Raw genomic sequence first — 21,763 nt, forward strand, 5'->3', positions numbered from 1 at the left:
CGCTCCAGTCGCTATGCCGTGCATTCTAGCGTGGAACGCCGCCGCGCGAATGGTGGCGTCGCGCCCATGCTAAACTCGCCGCCGATTTTTCTTGCGGACGCATCATGGCCAGACGCCACTTGACCCGCCGGCAGAGCTGGCGCATCGAAAAGATCCAGGAAGAACGCGCGGCCCGGGCGGCGCGCCGCGAGTCGCGCGCGGTCGAGGAGATGGAAGGTGGCGACCTGGGGCCGGAGCAGACCGGCCAGGTGATCGCCCACTTCGGGGTGCAGGTCGAGGTCGAGTCGACCGACGGCCAGGTCTCGCGCTGCCACCTGCGGGCCAACCTGCCGGCGCTGGTGACGGGCGACCAGGTGGTCTGGCGCGCCGGCAACCAGGGCATCGGCGTGATCGTCGCGCAACTGCCGCGGCGCTCCGAGCTGTGCCGACCGGACATGCGCGGCCTGCTCAAGCCGGTGGCGGCCAATGTCGACCGGATAGTCATCGTCTTCGCCCCGCGCCCCGAGCCCCACGCCAATCTGATCGATCGCTACCTGATCGCTGCCGAACATGCCGGCATCCAGCCGCTGCTGCTCCTGAACAAGGCCGACCTGGTCGACGAGAGCAATGCAGAAGACATCGATGCGTTGCTGAATGTCTACCGCACCCTGGGTTATCCGCTGATCGAAGTCTCGGCCTTCAACGGCCTGGCCATGGACGAACTGCGCGGCGCTCTCGACGGCCACGTCAGCGTCTTCGTCGGACAGTCCGGGGTCGGCAAGTCGTCGCTGGTGAATGCCTTGCTGCCGGGCGTCGACACCCGCGTCGGCGATCTCTCCACGGTGACCGGCAAGGGTACCCACACCACCACCACCGCGCGCCTGTTCCATTTTCCCGGCGGCGGCGACCTGATCGACTCGCCCGGCATCCGTGAGTTCGGCCTGGGCCACGTGTCGCGCGACGATGTCGAGGCCGGCTTCATCGAATTCCGCGAACTGCTCGGGCATTGCCGCTTCCGCGACTGCAAGCACGACCGTGAACCGGGATGCGCCCTGCTCCAGGCCCTGGAAGACGGCCGCATCATGCCGCAACGGATGGCCAGCTACCGGCACATTCTGGCGAGCATGCCGGAAGCGGACTACTGAAGATTCAATTGCCCCTGATCTGATCCAGCTTCAGGCTGCCGCCATCGTCGAACAGGTTGAGCTTCTTCTGCACCTCGTCCGCCGGCAGCGGCGGCTGGGCGCCCGTCGCCGGCGCGCCGGCCGGAGGCGCCGGCTGCTCGGCTGGAGCCGCCGCGGGTGCGCCGGTTTCGCCTTCGATGGCCTTCTGTGCCTTGCGGGTCAGGACCACGATATCGATCCGCCGGTTGACCGGGTTCAACGGGTCCTTGTCGTCGAACAGTCGCGCCGAGGCGTAGCCGACCACCTGGGATATCTGCGTCTCTGGATAACCACCGGCTACCAGCGCGCGGCGCGCGGCGTTGGCGCGGTTGGCCGACAGCTCCCAGTTGCCGAAGTCGCCGTTGCCGGCGTAGGGCTTGGCATCGGTGTGGCCGCTGATGCTGATCTTGTTCGGCACCTGGCGGATGGTCTCGGCCATCGCCAGCAGGATGTCCTCGAAATATGGCTGCAGGCGCGCGCTGCCGAGATCGAACATCGGCCGGTTGGCGGCGTCGACGATCTGGATGCGCAGGCCGTCGCGGGTGATCTCGAAGTGGATCTGGTCCTTGAAGTCCTTGAGCATCGGATTTTCGTCGACCTTGTTCTGCAACTCCTGCAGCAACAGCGCCAGGCGCTCGCGCTCCACCTGCTCGGCCAGGCTCTCGGCCTGGTCGGCGTTGACCTGGTGGTCCTGCTCGGGACTGATCCGGCTTTCGTTGGAGTCGGGCTGGGCCTGGACCTGCGGGTTGAGGGTCTTGTCCGGCGCCGGCGTCGGCGTGCCACCGAGGTCGATGACATAGGGACTGGCGCTTTCGCTGAAGCCGATGGGGTCCTGGAAGTAGCCGGAGATCGCCTTCTTCTGCTCCGGCGTGGCCGACGACAGCAGCCAGAGCACCAGGAAGAACGCCATCATCGCCGTGGCGAAGTCGGCGAAGGCGATCTTCCACGAGCCGCCGTGGTGGCCGGCGGCATAGCGCTTGACGCGCTTGACGATGATCGGCTGGTTGTTGTCCATCTATCGACTATGCCTCCACTCAGCGGCCGCGCACGGCCTGCTCGAGTTCGGCGAAGGTCGGCCGATGGCCGGGCAGCAGTACCTTGCGGCCGAACTCGACGGCCAGCGACGGCGGCATGCCGGATGCGGAGGCGACCAGGCAGGCCTTGATCGCCTCGAACAGGTTCAGCTCCTCCTTGGCGTCGTGCTCGAGGGCGCCGGCCAGCGGGCCGACGAAGCCATAGGCGGCGAGGATGCCGAGGAAGGTCCCGACCAGCGCGGCGGCGACATGGTGGCCGATCTCCGCCTGGCTGCCCTCGCCGAGCAGCGCCATGGTGATCACGATGCCCAGCACCGCGGCGACGATGCCGAAGCCCGGCAGGGCGTCGGCGACCTTGGTCACCGCATGGGACGGGTGCTCGAGGTCCTCCTTGAGGCTCGACAGCTCCATGTCGAACAGGCCTTCCAGCTCGTGCGGCGCCATGTTCCCGGAGGACATGATGCGCAGGTAGTCGCAGACGTAGGCGGTCATCCGCTCGTCCTTCAGCACCCCCGGGTACTTGCTGAAGATCGGGCTGGCGGAGGGGTCCTCGATATCCGCCTCGATCGCCATCATGCCCTCGCGCCGGCTCTTGTTGAGGATCTCGTAGAGCATGCCCAGCACTTCCAGGTAGAAGGTCTGGGTGAAGCGATGGCCGAACATCTTCGGCGCTTTCTTCAGTACCACCATGAAGGTGTTGCCGGGGTTGGCCTGGAGGAAGGCCCCGAGGGCCGCGCCACCGATGATCAGGACCTCGAAGGGCTGGATGATGGCGCCGATCTTGCCACCGGAGAGCAGATAGCCTCCGAGGACGCTGGCGAAAACGACGATGATGCCGATGATTTTTGACATGAGGACCGGACGTACGAAATGAACAGGATAAGGAGGGGGACTGCTAGGCTCCCTCTTGTTATCGGTAGCTAGCCGCAAGACTATAGTCCGAATACTCGAAAAGCCAGTTCGCCGCCTCGCCGAGACCGAGCCCGACACCCATGACAGACCGCCTCGCCGCCTGGCTCGAAGAACTCGACCGGCAACCCCTGCCGATCCCCGCCAGCCAGTACGCCAGCCTGCATGCCGCGCTGAGCGACAGCCGCCGTTCGCTGCGCGATATCGCCGACCAGTTGCAGGGCAGCCCGACCCTGGCGCTGTCCATCCTGCGCGAGGCCAACCGCGCCGAAAGCGCCCGCGACAATCCGGCGGAAAGCCTGGAGGTCGCCCTCAGTCGCCTGGGACTGGCGCGCGCGAGCCAACTTCTGAAGACCCTGCCGAGCATCCAGGATGCCGACATGCCCCGCGTCCTCGCACAGATGCTGCTGATCAGCCAGCACGCCATGCAACAGGCCAGCGGCCTGTTCGGCGCGCGCCTGGCCCGACTCTGGCAGGAAATCCACTGGGGCAGCCTGCTGACCATGGCGCCGGTCTGGGCCCTGGCCAACGCCCGACCGCAACTGCTGGAGCAGTGGCAGCAGCGCGTGCTGGTACAGGGCGAACCGACCTTGCGGGTGGAGCGCGAACTGCTCGGCATGCGCCTGCTGCCGATCTGCCTGGCGCTGGCCGAGCGCTGGCGGTTGCCGCAGTGGGTGATCCAGGGCTATCGCCTGCTGGCCTGCGACCGGCGCCTGCTGGTCCGGGCCCTGCGCATCGCCCGCGACCACCAGTCGCCCCTGCTCCAGCAACAGCAACTCGATGCCCAGCCCGATCTCGCCCGCTGGCTGACCCAGCCGGCCAACTGCACTCTCCTCGCCAACGGCCTGGCCATCGCCGCGCACCAGAGTTGGGACGGGCCGCACATGCTGCGCTGGCAGCGCCTGACCGGCCTTTACCTGGGCCAGCCGCTGACCGAAGTCCAGCAGCAGGTGCACATGCTCGCCGCGCAGAGCGCGCGCCTGCACGCCCGGCCGCCGCTGTGGCATCCGGCGGTGGCCTTGATCTGGCCCTGGCAGACGCGCCGCTGGCGGGCCGAGGCGGCACCGCCACCGCCGCCCTCGGCGGAAGCCCTGGCCGAATGGCGCAGGCACTGCGCCGAGCTGCTGCGCGAACCGAGTCCCTTCAGCAACGTGGTGCAGCTCACCGCCTGCGCCCGCGATGCGCTGCGCGCCTGCGGCCTGCAACGGGTGATGCTGCTGGTCGCCGACCGTACCCAGATGCATCTGCAGGCGCAGCAGACCTCCGGCCTCGAACCCGGCCAGGAGAAATTGCAACTGGAGATTGCCGGCAGCCCGCTGTTGCAGAAGCTGTTCCAGCAACCGGCCCTGCTGCGCATCGGCCCGAACAACCAGGATCAATTGCTGCCGGCCCTCCCCGAGCCGCTGCGCCAGCGGTTCCCCGGTCCACACCTGCTGCTGCGCTCGCTGGGCAACGGTACGCGGGTGGTGATGCTGCTCCTCGCCGACCTCGCCGGCCAGCCATTTAGCGACCTTCACGCCCAGGCCTTCGCCAAGACCGCCCAATGCACCGAGCGCGCGGTCCAGCAGTTCGGCCGCCAGCGTCGGACGGAATGAACGGCCAGCCCGGCGCACTGGACAGGCACGCTTTCCGTTAAACTGCTGCCCTTTCCAACCCGGGGGTACTCGCATGTCCGTCTTCTCCGACCTGCCATTGGTGATCGAGCCCAGCGATCTCGAGGCGCGCCTGGGCGCACCCGAGCTGATCCTGGTCGACCTGACCAGTGCCACCCGCTACGCCGAAGGGCACATCCCCGGCGCGCGTTTCGTCGATCCCAAACGCACCCAGTGGGGACAACCCCCGGCACCCGGCCTGCTGCCGGCCAAGGCCGACCTGGAAGCCCTGTTCGGCGAACTGGGCCACCGCCCGCAGGCGACCTACGTGGTCTACGACGACGAAGGCGGCGGCTGGGCCGGCCGTTTCATCTGGCTGCTCGACGTGATCGGCCACCACCGCTACCACTATCTCAACGGTGGCCTGCCGGCCTGGCTCGCCGAGACCCGGGCGCTCGACCGCGAGGTCCCGGCGCCTGCCGGCGGCCCGCTGCCGCTGACGTTGCACGACGAGCCCACCGCCACCCGCGAATACCTGCAAAGCCGCCTCGGCGCCGCCGACCTGGCGGTATGGGATGCTCGCAACCCCAGCGAATACGCCGGCACCAAGGTGCTCGCAGCAAAGGCCGGGCACGTGCCCGGCGCGATCAATTTCGAATGGACCGCCGGCATGGACCCGGCTCGCGCCCTGCGCATCCGCACGGATATCGCCGAGGTCCTGGAGGACCTCGGCATCACGCCGGACAAGGAAGTGATCACCCACTGCCAGACCCATCATCGCTCCGGCTTCACCTATCTGGTCGCCAAGGCCCTGGGCTACCCGCGGGTCAAAGGCTACGCCGGCTCCTGGTCGGAATGGGGCAACCACCCCGATACCCCTGTAGAGGTTTGAGGAATGTCGTTCAAAGATCGCCTGTTCATCTGCTGCCAATACCTGCTGCCGCACCATCTGCTGTCCCGGTTGGTCGGCTTCGCCGCCGACTGCCGTGCGACCTGGTTCAAGGACCGCCTGATCGCCTGGTTCGCCCGGCGCTACCAGGTCGACATGCGCGAGGCGCAGGTCGAGGACCTGCAGGCCTATGAACACTTCAACGCGTTCTTCACCCGCGCCCTGAAGGACGGCGCCCGCCCGCCGGCCCAGGAGCCCGGCGCGGTGCTCTGCCCGGCGGATGGAGCGATCAGCCAGCTCGGCCCGATCGAGCACGGGCGGATCTTCCAGGCCAAGGGCCACAGCTACAGCCTGGCCGAACTGCTCGGCGGCGATGCCGAACTGGCCGCGCCGTTCATGGGCGGCGACTTCGCCACCGTCTACCTGTCGCCGCGCGACTACCACCGCGTGCACATGCCGCTGGCCGGCACTCTGCGCGAGATGGTCTACGTGCCCGGGCGGCTGTTCTCGGTGAACCGGACCACCGCGGAAAACGTCCCCGAGCTGTTCGCCCGCAACGAACGGGTGGTCTGCCTGTTCGACACCGAGCGCGGACCGATGGCCGTGGTGCTGGTCGGCGCGATGATCGTTGCCTCCATCGAGACCGTCTGGGCCGGCCTGGTCACGCCGCCGAAGCGCGAGCTGAAGACCTTCCGCTACGACGAGGCCGCACGCGCGCCGATCCACTTGGAGAAAGGCGCCGAACTGGGCCGCTTCAAGCTCGGCTCCACCGCCATCGTCCTGTTCGGCCCGCAACAGGTCGCCTTCGCGCAAGGCCTCGGCGCAGCCACCCCGGTGCGCATGGGCGAATGCCTGGCGCTGCCGAAACAGGCCTGAGCCCCCGGGACCGGGACCGGCAGGGTTCCGTCCCGCATCTTCCCCGCCGGGCGTTACCGGCGGGACCGCGTCGTCCGAGAAGCTGCGAGTCCGTTTCTATACTGCTAGAGTTCGGAAAAGTCCTAGGCGGGACCGGTTCGCCGGCCCGATGTCCAGGAAAGCGGACTACCGCACAGTTCCTCGCCTGGCCACGACGTTGAATCAGCTCCCCGTGTTAAGAAAGCAGGGGCGCAGCCGCGGCGATCGGATGTCCGGCACCTCTCCGGGGCGTCGTGCCCTGCGGAGCCTTTCAAGTAGCGGAGCCGTCTAACCCCACATGGAAAACCAGAGCCCCCACCTCTCGTTGCGCGTCCCCACTCCGACGCAGCAGAACCTGAGCTTCTGCGACGCCACCCCGAAGGACCTCAGGTACTGGCTGGCGCACCTGCCCAAGGCCAACCTCGGGGAAACCGCGCGCCAGCTCTACCAGGGCCTGATCGAACTCAACCAGCTGGTGCTGCCCGCCGAGGCACGCCTGCAACTGCTCGAACTGTTCCGTCCGGAAGTTCATTTCGTCTGCTCCCATCTGGAGCGGCACTTCCTCAACCAGGCCATCGTCCTCGACGAGCGCCCACGCAAGATCGCCAATCTCTGCCAGGCGCTGCAGAACCACCTGGCCATCGGCTACAAGCTGATCGTCGTGCAGGAAGCGCCGCGCAACAACCGCGAGCGCGCGCAACTGCTGGCGGTCGGTATCCAGCGGGCGATCCGCAGCCTGTGCGGGCCGCTGGTCCGCGCCAACCAGCTGTACTGCCCGGTGCCCGAAGGGCTGTGGCTGGAATTGCACCAGCTCTACCAACTGGCCAGCCAGCGCGGCGTGCACCGCCTCGCCGTGCGCGACGAACTGGCCAAGCACACCCGCGGCCTGAGCGTCGAACAGGCCTACCTGATTCCGCTGCTGCTGGGCTGCGCGCGCTGCAACCAGATGCGCCAGAACAATATCGCCCGGCTCGCCGAAGTCCTCGAGCCGTGGAGCCAGTTGCTGTCGATACAGGCTGCGGCGCTACCCGGCTCGCTGTTCGTCGCCGTGCCGCAGATCGACGGCCCGCCACGCTACCGCTCGCTGTACCCGGAGAACCCGCAGGCCAACGCACTGGGCATCGACCCCCAACCCCTGGTCGACCTGATCCGCGAATACCTGCTGCTGCCCGAGGCCGAACGCGCGAAGGCGCGCCTGCCGTTGATCGAAGGGGTCACCGTGGACCTCCTCCAGCATCTTTCCTCGGCCTGGGGCGACATCGCCGAGCGCACCTTCCAGCGTACCCAGGGACAGGGCCAACTGACCCTGTGCATCGGCATGAGCGCCCTGCACTACTTCCTCGCCGGACGCCGGCCGTTCAACGAGGTCCTGCAGATCCAGGAGGCGCCCGAGGCGCCTCGCTTCAAGGCCGAGGTCCAGGACGCCTGGGCCGGCGCCTTCGATGCGCAGAAGGTCACCGACTGGCAGCCCGGCATGCCGCTGGAGGAAATCGAGTATCGCCCGCACCAGTCGCCCCGCGGTGGGCAACCCGGGCACCCGCAGGCCCACGCACAGGCCGACGCCACCGAGGACTACCCGACCTACGCCCTGCCCATCGTCAACCACAGTCCCGGCGGTTATTGCCTGAGCTGGCCGAAGGAGGTGCCCGCCCAACTGCAGGCCGGCGAACTGGTCGGCCTCCAGGACCTCCCCGGCCAGGCCTGGAGCATCGCGGTGGTGCGCTGGATCCGCCAGGTGCGCAACGGCGGCACGCAGATGGGCATCGAGATGATCGCCCCGGCGGCCCAGCCCTGCGGCCTGCAACTGCTGCGCAAGACCGAGCAGAGCAGCCACTACCTGCGCGCCCTGCTGCTGCCCGCGATCGCCGCGATCTCGCGGCCGGCGACGGTGATCACCCCGCGCCTGCCGTTCCAGGAAGGCAGCCGGGTACAGATCAACCTGCACGGCGAGGAGCGCCGCGCACTGCTCAACCGCCGACAGACCTCGACCGGCAGCTTCAGCCAGTTCGAATACCGCTCGGCGGAACCGGTGAACACCCCGAGCGATAAGCCGGTCACAGCGCCGGTGGCCCAGCCGCACGCGGGGGAGGAAGATTTTGACTCGCTCTGGAAGTCTCTGTAGATTGCCCCGACACCTCCATTCGTCGTCTTTTCGCGCCCGCCCGGACGCGGACTGAGCCCTTTCCATGGCCATCGAAAAGAAAACCATCCGCCTGCTGATTCTGGAAGACTCGCAGAACGAAGCCGAACGCCTGGTCAGTCTGTTCCGCAATGCCGGCCACGCGACCCGCGTACATCGACTGACATCCCCCGAGGACCTCGCCGAAACCCTCCAGCAGAGCTGGGATCTGCTGATCGCCGCACCGGACAGCGAATGCCTCGACCCCGGCGAGGCGCTCGCCACCCTGCGCCGCCAGTCGCGCGACATCCCGTTCATCCAGCTGGTCGCCGACAACGGCTCCGACGCCATCACCGAGGCGCTGATGCTCGGCGCCCAGGACGCCCTGCCGCAAGGCGAGGACGAGCGCCTGGTGCTGGTCGCCAACCGCGAACTCGCCGGCCTCGCCGAGCGCCGCGCGCGACGGGCCGCCGAACTCGCCCTGCGCGAAGCGGAGAAACGCTGCCAACTGCTGCTCGACAGCTCGGTCGACGCCATCACCTACGTCCACGACGGCATGCACATCTACGCCAACCGCTCCTACATGGCGCTGTTCGGCTACGAGGACGCCGAGGAGCTGGAGGGCCTGCCGGTGATCGACCTGATCGCCTCCTGCGACCAGGGCGCCTTCAAGGACTTCCTCAAGGGCTACCAGAACGACCAGCGCCAGACCGAGCTGGTCTGCACCGGGGTCAAGCTCGACGGCCAGGAGTTCAAGGCACGCATCAGCCTGTCCGCCGCCACCTACGACGGCGAACCCTGCATCCAGGTGGTGATCCGCAGCGAAGTCGACAACGCCGAACTGGAAGAGAAGCTCCGCGAAGTCAGCAGCCAGGATCCGGTCACCGGGCTCTACAACCGCAGCCATTTCCTCGACCTGCTGGACGGTGCCGTGCAGCAGGCCGTCACCGCGCGCAAGCCGTCGACCCTGGCCTACATCCACCTCAACGGCTATCCCTCGCTGCAGGCCGACCACGGTCTTTCCGGCATCGACCTGCTGCTCGGCCAACTGGCCGGCCTGATGCGCGAGCAGTTCGGCGAGGAAGCCGACCTGGCGCGCTTCGGCGACTCGATCTTCGCCGCCCTGTTCAAGGGCAGGACGCCCGAGCAGGCGCAACCGGCCCTGCAACGGCTGCTGAAGAAGGTCGAGAACCACCTGTTCGAGCTGAACGGCCGCAGCGCCCAGGCGACCCTCAGCATCGGCGTCGCCGGTCTCGACGAGAAGACCGCCAAGGCCCAGGACCTGATGAACCGTGCGCACCGCTGCGCCGACGAGGCGGCGCGCAAGGGCGGTTCGCAGATCAAGCAGTACAACCCGGCGGAAGAACTCGCCGCCGCCGCCCAGCGCGGCGACGTCATCGCGATTCTCCAGCAGGCGCTGGACACCAACAGCTTCCGCCTGCTGTTCCAACCGATCATCAGCCTGCGCGGCGACAGTCACGAGAACTACGAGGTGCTCCTGCGCCTGCTCAATCCGCAGGGCCAGGAAGTGCCGCCGGCGGAGTTCCTGCATGCCGCCAAGGAAGCCGGGCTGGCGGAGAAGATCGACCGTTGGGTGATCCTCAACTCGATCAAGCTGCTCGCCGAGCATCGCGCCAAGGGGCACCAGACCAAGCTGTTCGTCCATCTCTCCAGCGCCAGCCTGCAAGACCCCGGCCTGCTGCCCTGGCTCGGGGTGGCGCTGAAGGCCGCGCGCCTGCCGCCGGAGTCGCTGGTGTTCCAGATCAGCGAGGCCGACGCCACCAGCTACCTGAAGCAGGCCAAGCAGCTGACCCAGGGCCTGGCCACCCTGCAGTGCCAGGCGGCGATCAGCCAGTTCGGCTGCTCGCTGAACCCGTTCAACGCGCTGAAGCACCTGACGGTGCAGTTCATCAAGATCGACGGCTCGTTCGTCCAGGACCTCAACCAGGCGGAGAACCAGGACATCCTCAAGGGCCTGATCGCCGACCTGCACGAACAGGAAAAGCTCAGCATCGTGCCCTTCGTCGAAAGCGCCAGCGTCCTCGCCACCCTGTGGCAGGCCGGCGCCACCTATATCCAGGGCTACTACCTGCAGGGGCCGAGCCAGGCGATGGACTACGACTTCTCCTCGGGAGACGAATGAAGAACGGGCGCCCAAGGCGCCCGTTGCTTTTTCCGCTCTACCGACCTGGCTCGTGGCTGCCGGGCCGCCAAGAGGTGCCCGCCGGCCTCAGGCCCGCCCTTCGCGGTCGCGGTAGCCGAGCAGGTAGAGAATGCCATCCAGGCCCAGGGTGGAGATCGCCTGCTTCGCCGACTGCTTGACCAGCGGCTTGGCGCGGAAGGCCACGCCCAGGCCGGCCAGGCCAAGCATCGGCAGGTCGTTGGCGCCGTCGCCCACGGCGATGGTCTGCTCCAGGCTCAGCCCCTCCTTCGCCGCCAGTTCGCGCAGCAGGTCGGCCTTGCGCTGGGCGTCGACGATCGGCTCGACCGCCACCCCGGTGACCTTGCCGTCGACGATCTGCAGCTCGTTGGCGAACACGTAGTCGATGCCCAGCTGCGCCTGCAACTGGCGGGCGAAATAGGTGAAGCCGCCGGACAGGATCGCGGTCTTGTAGCCCAGGCGCTTGAGCTCGGCGAACAGCGTCTGCGCCCCCTCGGTCAGGCGCAGCGAGGCGCCGATCTCCGCCAGCACGTCCTCCGACAGCCCCTGCAGCAGCGCCAGGCGCTCCTTGAAGCTGGCGCGGAAGTCCAGCTCGCCGCGCATCGCCCGCTCGGTGATCGCCGCGACCTTCTCGCCGACACCCGCGGCCTTGGCCAGCTCATCGATGACTTCCGCCTCGATCAGCGTCGAGTCCATGTCGAACACCGCCAGCCGGCGGTTGCGCCGGAACACGCTGTCCTGCTGGAAGGCGATGTCGACGTTCAGCTCCTGGGCGACGCTGAGGAACTCCGCGCGCAGGGCCGCCGGATCGGCCGGTTCGCCACGCACGGAAAACTCGATGCAGCCCTTGCCCTGGTCGGCGGGAGTGTCCAGCGGCATGCGGCCGGAGAGGCGATCGATATGGTCGATGTTCAGCGCATATTTGGCGGTGATCGAACTGACCCGCTGCAACTGCTCGGCGGTCACCCGCCGGGTCAGCAGGGTCACGATGTGCCGCGCCTTGCCCTGGCCCTCGACCCACTGCCGGTAGTCCTCTTCCGAGACCGGGGTGAAACGCACCTGCTGGTCCAGCTTGTAGGCGGTGAACAGCACGTCCTTGAGAACCGAGGAGCCAGCCTCGGTATCCGGGATCTCCACCAGGATGCCGAACGACAGGGTGTCGTGGATCACCGCCTGGCCGATGTCGAGGATATTCACCCCACCCTGGGCCAGCACGCCGGTGATGGCCGCGGTGAGGCCGGGGCGATCTTCCCCGGTGATGTTGATCAGGACAATTTCGCGCAAGGCGTACGCTCCGCCAGGTAAAAGACGCCATTCTACCCGCTTTCCCACACAGCCGAGAGCAACCGGCGTCGGCATTTGCCGCCACCATCGGTCGGAACCGCCGGGAAAACCCGCGAAACCGCCGCGCGGCGGCCTGGAAAGCGCGTCAACGGCCCTTTGCCCCCAAGGGGGCGCTGGTTATACTGCGCGATACCTCTATTTCAGAAGACCGAGCCCCCTGTGACCCGGCCCACGTCCGTCAAGCCCGACAATTTCTTTCTCCTGCTGTATCGCGCCTTGCGCCAGCGCCGTGTCCCGATCGCCCTGCGGCTCGCCAGCCACAGCCTGATTCTGGTGGCCCTGGCCCTGCTCATTTATGCCTGGGTCATGGGCATGCAGTTCCGCCAGGCCATGCAGCAGCAGGCCGACGCCCTGGGCCAGAGCCTGATCACCCAGACCGCCGCCTCCGCCACCGAGCTGCTGGTCTCCAACGACATCCTCAGTCTCAACGTGCTGCTCAACAACCTGGTGAAGAACCCGCTGGTGGCCCACGCGGCGATCTACAGCGTCGACCAGCGCATCCTCGCCGAGGCCGGCAGCCGCCCGAAGCAGAGCCTGCTGGGTGCCACCGAAGGACTCTACTCGACACCGATCACCTTCCAGGAAGTGATCGCCGGGCACCTGCGCATCAGCCTGGACATGCAGCAGTTCCAGCAACCGATGATGATCAGCCTGCAGAGCATGGGACTGATCAGCCTGATCCTGCTGATCCTCGCGCTGTATTTCAGCCTGCGCCTGGGCCGGCAGATTTCCACGCCCTTGTTGCAATTGCGGGTCTGGCTGCGCGATCCGGACAACCCGGCGCCCGGCGCCGAGCTGCAGAACGAGCTGGGCGATCTGGCCCGCGACCTGGAAGAGCGCCTGGTGCCGGAAAAACCGCCGGCGCCGGAGCCGGAAGAAGCGCCGCTGCCGCAGAACTTCGACGACATCCTGCTGGAGGACGACGAGGCCGACCTGCGCAGCCGCAAGGTCGAGGCCTCGGCCTTCGAGGAAGACGACATCCCGCTGGGCGACGGCCTGCTCGACGACAGCAAGCCGGTGGAGTTCACCTCTATCGACGAAGACCCGCTGGACCAGGACGCCTTCGATGAAACCGACGACGCAAGCGCCGGACAGCCCGCCGCGACGCCGAGCGCCACGCGCGAGCCGCAGCGTAGCGCCGTGCTGGCGATCCAGCTCGGCGCCCAGGAACAGTTGCGCCGCCTGCCGCGCAGCCGCCTGGTGGACCTGCTGCAACGTTATCGCGATTGCCTGGAGCAGGCCGCCCGGCAGTACAAGGGTAGCCTGCACACCCTCAGCGACGGCGGCAGCCTGATCCTCTTCCACAGCCGCGACAACCGCGCCGACTACCTGACCAACGCGCTCTGCTGCGGCGAGCTGATGCGCGCCCTCGGCCATGCCCTGCAGATCGAGGTCGCCGACAGCGGCATCACCCTGCAACTGCAGTTGGGCCTGAGCCTCGGCGAGGATCTCAGCGAACTGAGCCAGGCCGACCTGCTGCTCAACGAGACCGTGCAGAACGCCCTCGCCCTCAACCAGCACAGCCGCAACCTGCTGCTGGTGGAGCGCAGCATCGCCGACGACGCCGTGCTCCGCGAACGCGCGCGTATCCGCGCCATCGCCAGCCCTGAAGGCGCCTGCTGCGTGGAGCGCCTGCTCGAGCCCTACCCGTCGATGCTCGAGCGCCAGCTGGCGCGCATGCACGACCGCGTCCGTCCGTGACCACCCTGATCACCCACCCGCTGCCGGTCCTGGCAGTGGGGCTGGCGCTCGGCAGCCGGGCGATTCCAGCGCGCCTGTTGCTGGCCGGCATGCTCGCCGCCTGCCTGCCGGACTTCGACGTGATCGCCTTCAAGCTCGGCATCGCCTACCACGACGCCTTCGGCCACCGCGGCTTCAGTCACTCGCTGCTGTTCGCCGCGTTCCTCGGCCTGTTCGCCGCTCTTGCCTGCCGGCCGCTGCACAGCGGCCCGCTGAAGGCCGGCCTGTGGGTAGCCCTGGCCACCGCCTCGCACAGCCTGCTGGACGCGATGACCAACGGCGGCCTGGGCGTCGCCTGGTTCTGGCCGTGGAGCGATAGTCGCCACTTCATGCCCTTCCATCCGATCGCCGTGTCGCCCATCGGCCTGTCGCGCTTCCTCAGCGAACGCGGATTGCTGGTGCTGCAATCGGAGGCGCGCTGGGTCTGGCTGCCATGCCTGGGCGTGGCGCTCGCCGGGGCAGGCCTGCGTGCCTTGTTGCGACGCCGCCCGGACTGACGAAACGAAAAAGCCCCGCTTCGGCGGGGCTCTTTTCTGGTCGGCTATCGACAATCAGAACCGATAGACCTCGGCATCGGTGCGAATCGGCACCACCAGCGGCATTTTCGGACCTTCCTCTTCCTTGGCCTTCGGCTTGGCCGCCGGCTTGCGCGCGGTCGCCGGCGGCGGCGCCTCGGCGGCCACGGCGATCGGCTTGACGTCCTTGGCCAACTGCGCCGCCAGGCGCTTGAGCAGGTCGCTCTGGGCACGGATCTGGTCGCCGATGCTGCCCTGGTGCTGCTCCTCCTCATGGAACACCCGGCTGTCCTTCAGGTCGCCCTTCTGGTCCAGCAGGCGCCAGCGCGCCTCGATCACCGCTGGCTGCTTGGGGCCGGAGTCGAGCCGGCTGATGGTCAGCATCACCTGCACCTGCGGGGTGAAGCCGGGCTTCTCCGGGAACAGCGCCAGGCGGCTGCTGCCCAGCTCGCTGGACATCTGCCGCAGCAGTTGCTGGCTGACATTGGTCTCCAGGTTGCCCGCCCAGCGCGCCTCGGTGGACAGGCTGAGAATGCCGTCGGCCTGGCGCTGCACCATCACATCGCGCTTGAGATAGTCAGCCAGTTGTACCGGGCCGAGCAGGACGGCCGCACCGCCATCCTTTTTCGGAACCGCGGCGGCACCGACGTCCAGCTGGTAGAGCTGGGCCGGCGGATTGACCGCACAACCCGCCAGCCCGAGCAGGCTGACGAGGGAAAGACATGCGAAGACGCGCCACGCGCTCATCGAGAACCACCGTATTTCGCCGAAGTTCGGCACTACTGATGCAAGACTTGAATTCTACTGGCCACCCGCCATCGGAAACGGCGACCGAAGGGGCGTATCATCCCTTAACCAGCGCCATAGCTCCAGAGGCAGAGCGTATTCCGAAACCGGTTTCGGACCACCTGCCTCAGGGGAAAACCTGGCGAAACCGGCCAGGAGGATGACATTTTCCCGCCGAGGCGGCCTCGGAAGAGGCCGCTTTCACCGTCCCTTGCGGGCATGCGGGAAATCGGAAGCCGGTAACGGCTCGTTTCAATCCTGCGACGGAATGTCCACCAGCAGGCTGTCGACACGCTGGAATCCACGCGGCAGCTTGTTACCCCTGCGGCCGCGCTCCCCCTTGTAGTGCTCCAGGTCATCGCCCTTGAGCGAAAGGGTACGCTTTCCGGCCTGCAGGACCAACGTCGCCCCGGCTGGCAGAACTGCCAGGTCGGTGAGGTACTCCTCGCGGCTGGCCACCCGTTCGCCGGGGATGCCGATGATCTTGTTGCCCTTGCCCTTGCCTAGTTGGGGCAGGTCCGAGACCTTGAACAATAGCAGACGCCCCTCCGTCGTCACGGCCGCCAGCCAATCCTGTTCCACGTCGCGCACCGGACGCGGGGCCACCACGGCGGCGCCGTTGGGCAGGCTGAGCAGGGCCTTGCCGGCCTTGTTCTTGGCCTGAAGGTCCTCGCCCTTGACCACGAAGCCATAGCCGGCGTCGGAGGCGATCACGTACAGCGCATCGTCGTCCGGCAGCAGCACGCATTCGAAGCTGGCCCCCGGCGGCGGCGTCAGGCGTCCGCTGAGCGGCTCGCCCTGACCGCGCGCGGACGGCAGGCTGTGGGCCGGAAGCGAGTAGCTGCGCCCGCTGGAGTCGATGAATACCGCATACTGGTTCGAGCGTCCCGGCGCGGCGGCCTTGAAGCCGTCACCGGCCTTGTAGGAGAGGCCGGCGGCGTCGATGTCGTGGCCCTTGGCGCAACGCACCCAGCCTTTTTCCGAGAGCACCACGGTCACCGGTTCGGTGGGCATCAGCTCGGTTTCCGACAGCGCGCGGGCCTCTGCGCGGGCGACGATCGGCGAACGGCGGTCGTCGCCGTAGGTCTCGGCGTCCCTGATCAGCTCCTCGCGCACCAGCTTCTTCAGCTTGGCCTCGCTGCCGAGCAGGGTCTGCAGGCGCTTCTGCTCCTTCAGCAACTCTTCCTGCTCGCCGCGGATCTTCATCTCTTCCAGGCGCGCCAACTGGCGCAGGCGGGTGTCGAGGATGTAGTCGGCCTGCACTTCGCTGAGTTCGAAGCGCTCCATCAACACCGCCTTGGGCTGGTCCTCGGTGCGGATGATGTGGATCACCTCGTCGAGGTTGAGGAAGGCGATCAGCAAGCCATCCAGCAGATGCAGGCGGCGCTCGACCTTGTCCAGGCGGAACTGCAGGCGCCGACGCACGGTGCCGATGCGGTACTGCAGCCACTCCGAGAGCAACTGGCGCAGGTCCTTGACCTGCGGCTTGCCGTCGAGGCCGATGATGTTCAGGTTGACCCGGTAGGTGGTCTCCAGGTCGGTGGTGGCGAACAGGTGGGTCATCAGCTCCTCGACATCGACCCGGTTCGAACGCGGGATGATGACGATGCGGGTCGGGTTCTCGTGGTCCGACTCGTCGCGCAGGTCGGCCACCATCGGCAGCTTCTTCGCCTGCATCTGCCCGGCGATCTGTTCCAGCACCTTGGAACCGGACACCTGGTGCGGCAGGGCATGGATGACGATGTCGCCGTCCTCGACGCGGTACACCGCGCGCATGCGCACCGAACCGCGGCCGGTCTCGTAGACCTTCTGCAGGTCGGCGCGCGGGGTGATGATCTCGGCTTCGGTGGGGAAGTCCGGGCCCGGCACGTGTTCGCACAACTCGGCGACCGTCGCGCCCGGCTGGTCGAGCAGGCGCACGCAGGCCGACGCGACTTCCCGCAGGTTGTGCGGCGGCACGTCGGTGGCCATGCCCACGGCGATCCCGGTGGTGCCGTTGAGCAGCAGGTTGGGCAGGCGCGCCGGCAGCACGGCCGGCTCGTCGAGGGTGCCGTCGAAGTTCGGCACCCAGTCCACCGTGCCCTGTCCCAGTTCGCTGAGCAGTACCTCGGAGTAGCGCGACAGGCGCGCCTCGGTGTAGCGCATCGCGGCGAACGACTTCGGATCGTCCGGCGCGCCCCAGTTGCCCTGGCCGTCCACCAGCGGATAGCGGTAGGAGAACGGCTGCGCCATCAGCACCATGGCCTCGTAGCAGGCCGAATCGCCGTGCGGATGGAACTTGCCGAGCACGTCGCCGACGGTGCGCGCCGACTTCTTGTGCTTGGAGTCGGCGTCCAGGCCCAGTTCGCTCATGGCGTAGACGATGCGCCGCTGCACCGGCTTCAGCCCGTCGCCGATGTGCGGCAGGGCGCGGTCCATGATCACGTACATGGAGTAGTTCAGATAGGCCTGTTCGGTGAACTCGGCCAACGACCGGCGTTCGACCCCTTCCAGGCTCAGATCGAGGGATTCGCTCATGCGTGCCTCACGGAGAAATGTTTTGGCGCAGCACCAGGGTGCCGTCGCGCTGGGTGAATTCGAGTTGTTTCAGGGCGCTCATGCCGAGCAGCACCTCATCGCCGTCCATGCCCGGCACGATCAGCGCCGCGACCCCGGACAGACGGATATCGCCGAGTTGCAGCCGGTCCAGCCGCGTGCGCCAGCCCGTCGCGCGGCCGTTGGCCGTGCTCAGGGTGATCGGCGCGCCGCGCTCGAGCACGAGTCGTTCCGCCAGGGCTTGCGGCACCGCCACCTGGGTCGCCCCGGTGTCGAGCAGGAAGGTCACGGCCTCGCCGTTGACCTGCCCGTTCAACAGGTAATGGCCCTGGCGGCTGCTGGCCAGGCGCAGCTCGACGTAACCGTCGCCATGGATCGACTGCGGCGTCTGGTTCGGGTTGCGCTGGCGGTCTTCCCAGAGCCCGAAATAGCGCGTCGCCAACGCCAGCCCGGCGATCCAGGCCAGTACCAGCATGATCCGTCCCAGCCGCTGGCCGGGCGCGCCTTGCCTCACTTGTCGCCCAACCAGCCGCCGGCGGGCGCGGCGAAGCGCAGGACGAACGGCCGCACATCGCCATCGGCGCGCGCGTGGCCGCCATTGTCGATACCCAGCCAGGCGCCCTTGTCATCCAGGACCAGGGCTTCGGCCACCCCGTAGGGCAGTTCGTAGCGACGCTCGGGCGCCAGCACTGCCGAGGCGAACGACCAGCAGCGCTCGACCCTGGCCTGGGCCAGGTCGCGACGGCAGATCTGGTGCGCCAGGCGCTCCAGGGTGAACAGCTTGCCGTGGTAGAAGGCCAGATCGGAAAAGTCCTTCGGCAACTTGCGCTCACTGCCCAGCTCCGGCGGCGGGTCGATCCTGCCGCCCTCGGCGAGCAGCACGCAGCTCCCCTCGCAGCGCCAGGCGCTGTTGTTCCGGTGGGCCACCAGCAGGCCACGGCGCTCGCGCTCGGCAGCCAGCCACAGGCGCTTGCCGTCAGGGTCGATGGCGATGCCTTCGAACAGAGCGTTGAAGTTCATCAGCATGCCGCTGGCACGCGCCTGGGTCAGCAGGCCAGGCGGCAGGCGCAGCCAGTTCGGCGCGCCGCTGACCGGCAGTTGCAGGACCGCGGCGTGCGCCTCGCTGACCAGGTAGCGGTTGCCGGCAGCGTCGCAGGCGATGCCCTCGAAGTCGAGGTTGCCGCCGCGCACCAGGCCGCTGAGCCAGACCCGCGTGCTCATGCCCCAGGGCAGGCCGCTGTCCGGCGGCGTCGGGGCGATGAAGTGCTCGGCCTCGGCCTGCCAGGGCTTGTTGGAGCCCTCGGGCGACGGCTGCAGGCGATACAGGCGATCGTCGTCGCGGTCGGAGACGGTCCACAGCGCATTGCCGCACCAGGCCAACCCGGACAGGTTGCCGCCGCGCATGCCCTCCACGGCGTGCTCGGAAATGAAGCTCAGCGCCGCCGGCACCGGCGGCGCTACCGGCTCGGCCGCCTGGGCCAGGCCGCTACACAGGCCGAGGACAGCCAGAAAGCGGCGCATCAGACCAGCACCTCGGCCAGGTTGCCCTTGCTTTCCAGCCACGACTTGCGGTCGCCGGCGCGCTTCTTGGCCAGCAGCATGTCCATGATCTCCAGGGTCCCGCTGGCGTCTTCCAGGGTCAGCTGGACCAGGCGCCGGGTGTTGGGGTCCATGGTGGTCTCGCGCAACTGCAACGGGTTCATCTCGCCCAGCCCCTTGAAGCGGGTGACCTGCGGCTTGCCGCGCTTCTTCTCGGCGGCCAGGCGCTCGAGGATACCGTCGCGCTCGGCTTCGTCGAGGGCGTAGTAGATATCCTTGCCCAGGTCGATGCGGTACAGCGGCGGCATCGCCACATAGACATGGCCGGCTTCCACCAGCGGGCGGAAATGGCGGACGAACAGCGCGCAGAGCAGCGTGGCGATGTGCAGGCCGTCGGAGTCGGCATCGGCGAGGATGCAGATCTTGCCGTAGCGCAGCTGGGCCAGGTCGCTGGCGCCCGGATCGACGCCGATGGCCACGGCGATGTCGTGGACCTCCTGGCTGGCGAGCACTTCGCCGCCATCGACTTCCCAGGTGTTCAGGATTTTCCCGCGCAGCGGCATGATCGCCTGGAACTCCTTGTCCCGCGCCTGCTTCGCCGAGCCGCCGGCGGAGTCGCCCTCGACCAGGAACAGTTCGGCGCGCATCGGCTCCTGGCCGGCGCAGTCGGCCAGCTTGCCGGGCAGCGCCGGGCCCTGGGTGATCTTCTTGCGCTCGACCTTCTTGCCCGCCTTGAGGCGCCGGCCGGCGTTGCTGATCGCCAGCTCGGCCAGCTGCAAGCCGATCTCGGCGTGCTCGTTGAGCCACAGGCTGAAGGCATCCTTCACCACGCCCGAGACGAACGCCGCCGCCTCGCGGGACGACAGGCGTTCCTTGGTCTGCCCGGAGAACTGCGGCTCCTGCATCTTCATCGAGAGCACGAAGGCGATCCGTTCCCAGACGTCCTCGGGCGCCAGCTTGACCCCGCGCGGCAGCAGGTTGCGGAACTCGCAGAACTCGCGCATGGCGTCGAGCAGGCCCTGGCGCAGGCCGTTCACGTGGGTGCCGCCCTGGGCCGTGGGAATCAGGTTGACGTAGCTTTCCTGCACCGACTCGCCGCCCTCGGGCAGCCACAGCAGGGCCCAGCTCACCGCCTCCTTGGAACCCTCGAGGTTGCCGCAGAAGGGTTCGTCGGGCAGGCGCGGCAGTTCGGCGACCGCGTCGGTCAGGTAGGAGCGCAGGCCGTCCTCGAAGTGCCACTCGACGCGCTCGCCGGTGTTCTTGTCCTCGAACACCACGCTCAGGCCCGGGCACAGCACCGCCTTGGCCTTGAGCACATGCTTGAGGCGACTGACCGAGAACTTCGCCGAATCGAAATACTTGGGATCCGGCCAGAAATGCACGCTGGTACCGGTATTGCGCCTGCCGACCGTGCCGATGACTTCCAGGTCGGTGTCCTTGAAGCCGTCGGCGAAGGTCATGCGGTATTCGTTGGCGTCACGCTTGACGCGCACCTCGACCCGGGTCGAGAGCGCGTTCACCACCGAGATGCCGACCCCGTGCAGGCCGCCGGAGAACTGGTAGTTCTTGTTCGAGAACTTGCCGCCGGCGTGCAGCTTGGTAAGGATCAGCTCGACGCCCGGCACGCCCTCTTCCGGATGGATGTCCACCGGCATGCCGCGGCCATCGTCGATGACCTCCAGCGAGTTGTCCTGGTGCAGGATCACCTGCACGCTCTTGGCGTGGCCGGCCAGGGCTTCGTCGACGCTGTTGTCGATGACTTCCTGGGCCAGGTGGTTGGGACGGGTGGTGTCGGTGTACATCCCCGGGCGCTTGCGCACCGGGTCGAGGCCGGAGAGGACTTCGATGGCGTCTGCGTTGTAGGTAGCCATGGGGTCTCTATTCAGTCAAAAGTCGAAAAATCGGTATCGCGCCACAGCGCCGACGGATAGCCGGCGAACGCCAGCAGCGCCGGCAGGTGCCGGGCGAAGCCCTGGAAGCCGTGGTCGCCGCCGGCCTGGATGCGCAGCGCGCAGGCCCGGTAGAAAGCCTGCGCGGCGCGGTAGTCGAGGGTTTCGTCGGCGGTCTGCAGCCACACCTGGTAGCGCTCGGGGTGTTGCAATTGCGTGACCTCCAGCTCGGCCAGGGCCGCCACGTGGTCCTCGGTGAGCTCCCAGGTCTCGCCGCTGTAGTGATTGGTCTGCGGCCCCAGGTAACCGTCGAAGGAGCGGTGCGGGAGGACCGCCGGGTTGACCAGGATCGCCGCCAGGCCGTGGCGCTCCGCCAGGTGGGTCGCATAGTAGCCACCCAGGGAGCTGCCGACCAGCACCGGCCTGCCGAGTTCGGCGATGGCCCGCTCCAGCTGGGCGATCGCCTGCCGCGGATGGTGGTGCAGGCCCGGGACGCGCAGGCCGCCGGCCAGGCCCAGGTGACCGAAGACCGCCTGCAACTGGCGCGCCTTGTGCGACTCGGGCGAACTGTTGAAGCCGTGGATATACAGCAGGGATGGACGGGGCGCGGTCATCGGGAACGGGCTAATGGGCTTCGACTCGGAAGGGGAAAGCCGAACGGTACCAGCTTCCAGG

At 67.8% G+C, this 21,763-nt stretch carries 17 protein-coding genes; 8 read left to right on the top strand and 9 right to left on the bottom strand.

Annotation, left to right across the window (positions count from 1 at the left end; all coding sequences use genetic code 11):
- Positions 1-104: 104 nt before the first annotated feature.
- Positions 105-1,124, top strand: a complete 1,020-nt coding sequence (gene rsgA, locus B7D75_RS25740) for a small ribosomal subunit biogenesis GTPase RsgA (RefSeq protein WP_107114557.1) — start codon at positions 105-107, stop codon at positions 1,122-1,124.
- 4 nt (positions 1,125-1,128) lie between these two features.
- On the opposite strand, the gene motB is transcribed toward rsgA, so the two are convergent.
- A complete protein-coding gene (gene motB / locus B7D75_RS25745; protein WP_012077641.1) occupies positions 1,129-2,157 on the bottom strand; it encodes a flagellar motor protein MotB in 1,029 nt (342 codons plus the stop codon).
- A gap of 19 nt (positions 2,158-2,176) precedes the next feature.
- Complete coding sequence (gene motA, locus B7D75_RS25750) at positions 2,177-3,028, bottom strand: flagellar motor stator protein MotA (protein WP_012077642.1); 852 nt, start codon at positions 3,026-3,028, stop codon at positions 2,177-2,179.
- A 140-nt stretch (positions 3,029-3,168) separates the two neighbouring features.
- On the opposite strand from motA, the gene B7D75_RS25755 reads away from it, so the two are divergent.
- The 5 genes from B7D75_RS25755 to fimX all read left to right on the top strand — a co-directional run bounded on the left by B7D75_RS25755 (position 3,169) and on the right by fimX (position 10,722).
- Positions 3,169-4,680, top strand: a complete 1,512-nt coding sequence (locus tag B7D75_RS25755; RefSeq protein ID WP_034081298.1) for an HDOD domain-containing protein — start codon at positions 3,169-3,171, stop codon at positions 4,678-4,680.
- A gap of 73 nt (positions 4,681-4,753) precedes the next feature.
- Positions 4,754-5,569, top strand: coding sequence for a thiosulfate sulfurtransferase (gene rhdA, locus B7D75_RS25760; RefSeq protein ID WP_012077644.1), 816 nt, complete (start codon positions 4,754-4,756; stop codon positions 5,567-5,569).
- A 3-nt stretch (positions 5,570-5,572) separates the two neighbouring features.
- Entirely contained in the window at positions 5,573-6,442 is an 870-nt protein-coding gene (gene asd, locus B7D75_RS25765; protein ID WP_012077645.1) for an archaetidylserine decarboxylase, read from the top strand.
- Between the two features lie 316 nt (positions 6,443-6,758).
- Positions 6,759-8,582 carry a cyclic-di-GMP receptor FimW gene (fimW, locus tag B7D75_RS25775; RefSeq protein ID WP_043103387.1) on the top strand — a complete coding sequence of 608 codons (1,824 nt, stop codon included), beginning with the start codon at positions 6,759-6,761 and terminating at the stop codon, positions 8,580-8,582.
- 64 nt (positions 8,583-8,646) lie between these two features.
- Positions 8,647-10,722 carry a cyclic di-GMP-binding protein FimX gene (gene fimX, locus B7D75_RS25780; RefSeq protein ID WP_033997509.1) on the top strand — a complete coding sequence of 692 codons (2,076 nt, stop codon included), beginning with the start codon at positions 8,647-8,649 and terminating at the stop codon, positions 10,720-10,722.
- A gap of 87 nt (positions 10,723-10,809) precedes the next feature.
- On the opposite strand, the gene serB is transcribed toward fimX, so the two are convergent.
- A complete protein-coding gene (serB, locus tag B7D75_RS25785; RefSeq protein ID WP_003151473.1) occupies positions 10,810-12,024 on the bottom strand; it encodes a phosphoserine phosphatase SerB in 1,215 nt (404 codons plus the stop codon).
- Positions 12,025-12,243: 219 nt separating this feature from the next.
- Between serB and B7D75_RS25790 the strand changes: the two genes are divergently transcribed.
- Both B7D75_RS25790 and B7D75_RS25795 read left to right on the top strand, forming a co-directional pair.
- Positions 12,244-13,785, top strand: coding sequence for an AhpA/YtjB family protein (locus B7D75_RS25790; RefSeq protein ID WP_053817854.1), 1,542 nt, complete (start codon positions 12,244-12,246; stop codon positions 13,783-13,785).
- Positions 13,782-14,321 carry a metal-dependent hydrolase gene (locus B7D75_RS25795; RefSeq protein WP_107114558.1) on the top strand — a complete coding sequence of 180 codons (540 nt, stop codon included), beginning with the start codon at positions 13,782-13,784 and terminating at the stop codon, positions 14,319-14,321. Before B7D75_RS25790 ends, B7D75_RS25795 begins: the two co-directional genes overlap by 4 nt.
- 54 nt (positions 14,322-14,375) lie before the next feature.
- Here B7D75_RS25795 and B7D75_RS25800 read toward each other — a convergent pair whose 3' ends face one another.
- From B7D75_RS25800 to B7D75_RS25825, 6 genes are all read right to left on the bottom strand, one after another.
- A complete protein-coding gene (locus B7D75_RS25800; protein ID WP_003151477.1) occupies positions 14,376-15,086 on the bottom strand; it encodes a PqiC family protein in 711 nt (236 codons plus the stop codon).
- 291 nt (positions 15,087-15,377) lie between these two features.
- On the bottom strand, positions 15,378-17,642 hold the full coding sequence (parC, locus tag B7D75_RS25805) for a DNA topoisomerase IV subunit A (RefSeq protein ID WP_034081289.1): 2,265 nt from the start codon (positions 17,640-17,642) through the stop codon (positions 15,378-15,380).
- 7 nt (positions 17,643-17,649) lie between these two features.
- Positions 17,650-18,174, bottom strand: coding sequence for a retropepsin-like aspartic protease family protein (locus B7D75_RS25810; RefSeq protein ID WP_034081288.1), 525 nt, complete (start codon positions 18,172-18,174; stop codon positions 17,650-17,652).
- A complete protein-coding gene (locus tag B7D75_RS25815; RefSeq protein ID WP_107114559.1) occupies positions 18,171-19,181 on the bottom strand; it encodes an esterase-like activity of phytase family protein in 1,011 nt (336 codons plus the stop codon). Before B7D75_RS25815 ends, B7D75_RS25810 begins: the two co-directional genes overlap by 4 nt.
- A complete protein-coding gene (gene parE / locus B7D75_RS25820; protein ID WP_003151483.1) occupies positions 19,181-21,070 on the bottom strand; it encodes a DNA topoisomerase IV subunit B in 1,890 nt (629 codons plus the stop codon). The genes B7D75_RS25815 and parE overlap by 1 nt, the downstream gene beginning before the upstream one ends.
- Before the next feature lie 11 nt (positions 21,071-21,081).
- Positions 21,082-21,702, bottom strand: a complete 621-nt coding sequence (locus B7D75_RS25825) for a YqiA/YcfP family alpha/beta fold hydrolase (RefSeq protein ID WP_012077655.1) — start codon at positions 21,700-21,702, stop codon at positions 21,082-21,084.
- Positions 21,703-21,763 lie beyond the last annotated feature (61 nt).

It is taken from the genome of Pseudomonas paraeruginosa (assembly GCF_003025345.2).
Taxonomy (GTDB): domain Bacteria; phylum Pseudomonadota; class Gammaproteobacteria; order Pseudomonadales; family Pseudomonadaceae; genus Pseudomonas; species Pseudomonas paraeruginosa.